The 1,597-nt window shown below is 62.1% G+C and carries 2 protein-coding genes and 1 pseudogene; 2 read left to right on the plus strand and 1 reads right to left on the minus strand.

Annotation, left to right across the window (positions count from 1 at the left end):
* Positions 1 to 217: pseudogene (locus CN311_RS24340) on the plus strand (GMP synthase); the annotation flags it as partial.
* Between the two features lie 279 nt (positions 218 to 496).
* Positions 497 to 628 carry a hypothetical protein gene (locus CN311_RS33695; RefSeq protein ID WP_008877380.1) on the plus strand — a complete coding sequence of 44 codons (132 nt, stop codon included), beginning with the start codon at positions 497 to 499 and terminating at the stop codon, positions 626 to 628.
* Positions 629 to 689: 61 nt separating this feature from the next.
* Here the strand turns inward: CN311_RS33695 and CN311_RS24350 are convergent, their stop codons facing one another.
* Positions 690 to 1,460: a metallophosphoesterase gene (locus CN311_RS24350; protein ID WP_097576225.1), complete on the minus strand. Its 771-nt coding sequence runs from the start codon at positions 1,458 to 1,460 to the stop codon at positions 690 to 692.
* Between the last annotated feature and the right edge of the window lie 137 nt (positions 1,461 to 1,597).

A 1,597-nucleotide genomic window follows, 5' to 3' on the forward strand; every position in this document is an offset into this window, starting at 1 on the left:
CCAGGCGTTCCGCATCGGCCGCGCGGTCTACGGCTTCCAGTTCCATTTCGAAGCCGATCAGCCGATGGTTCGCGACTGGAGCGCGGCCTTTGCCCCGCTCATCGCCGCCCGGAATCCGGATTGGGCCGGCAAGCTCGACGGCGAAATGGCCAGTAACGGACCGCGGGCCGACGCCGCCGGCCTCGCCATCGCCCGCGCCTGGGTGGCGACGATCTGACGGCTTGCACGTTGCATATTTGGCACGCGGGCGAAAATCCGCTGTGGACAGCTTGTTTCATCCTTGGCTTGTGTCCGCCCGCCGTCCTAGAAGGCGCGCGCTCTGCATCTTTCGTGCAACCGCGATGAACCATTTGTGTGACCCGCGCGACACACCGCCGATACAGAAAATGCCTAGAAGCGCGAAATCGTCGAAACCTTGAGACGTGGTTTCCGTTTTCAACCCATTGGTAACCCGCCTCGTGCACAAATGCAGAAAGCTCAACCAGAGATGACGTCCGTGAAAGCAGCGCTTCTGTCCTTTGCCATGCTGTCCGCCATCGTGCTTTTCGGCTTTGGCACCTATGCCGGCGACGTGGCCAACAACCACAACGCCGTCGACGGTTACGGCGTTACCGCCGCGCTTCGCTGATACGATTGGCCGGGCTTGAACCGAGCACACGCGGTAGCGTTTTGAACGTGTTCTCCCCGCTCTAGCCCTTTTCACCCGACATCGCCAGAATGCGCTTGTCCGCCCCGTCCACGACGAGCGCGGTAAGGTTTCCTGATTGCCAGGCGAGCGTGTCGACATTGACACGGTTGGCCATGACTTCGGCCTCCGGCACGGGCGTGTGGCCATGCACCACGATCTTCGGATAAAGGCCGGGATGGTTGTGGAAGACATCGCGGATCCACATCAGGTCTTGCGTGTCCTGCTCCTCCAGCGCGACGCCGGGCCGGATGCCGGCATGACAGAAGAAGAAGTCGCCGAATGTCAGTGAAAACGGCAGCGACCGCAGGAAGTCGACATGGGTTTTCGGCACAGCCTCGACAAGTGCCGCGTGCCCTTGGCGTAGCGCCGCCTCGCTCCTGCCAAACCATGCGCTGCCCTGGGGCAGCGCCACGCCATAGGACTGCGCGGTCTGGATGCCGCCATAGCGCATGAACAGCCCATCCGGTTCGGGGGCATCGAGAAAATCGAGAAAGCCGATATCGTGGTTGCCGGCGAGCATCAGGTAACGCGGATCGCGCTTCCGCACCTCGATCAGGAAGTCGATGACGCCCTTGGAGGCCGGCCCGCGGTCGACATAGTCGCCGAGATGGACGACGCGCCAGTCGGCCGGCTGCTCCTTGCTGATCTCCGCCGCGATCCCTCGATGCATGGCGGCCAGCAGATCGAGCCGGCCATGCACGTCGCCGATCGCATAGAGCCGCACGCCGTCAGGCGCGCGCGCGTCGAGGAAGTGGATGCCGGGTGCGGCCAATGCCTGTGTCGCTTCAGTATTCATGCCATGACGAGTCTAGACCATGATCCCGCAAAGTGGAAACCTGTTTTCGGAAAAGTGATGGTCAAACAAGAGGATAGGGCCGCCTCGCGGTCGTCGCATGTTTCCGTTCAAAT

Origin of the sequence: Mesorhizobium sanjuanii, assembly GCF_002529485.1 — a bacterium.
Lineage (GTDB): Bacteria > Pseudomonadota > Alphaproteobacteria > Rhizobiales > Rhizobiaceae > Mesorhizobium > Mesorhizobium sanjuanii.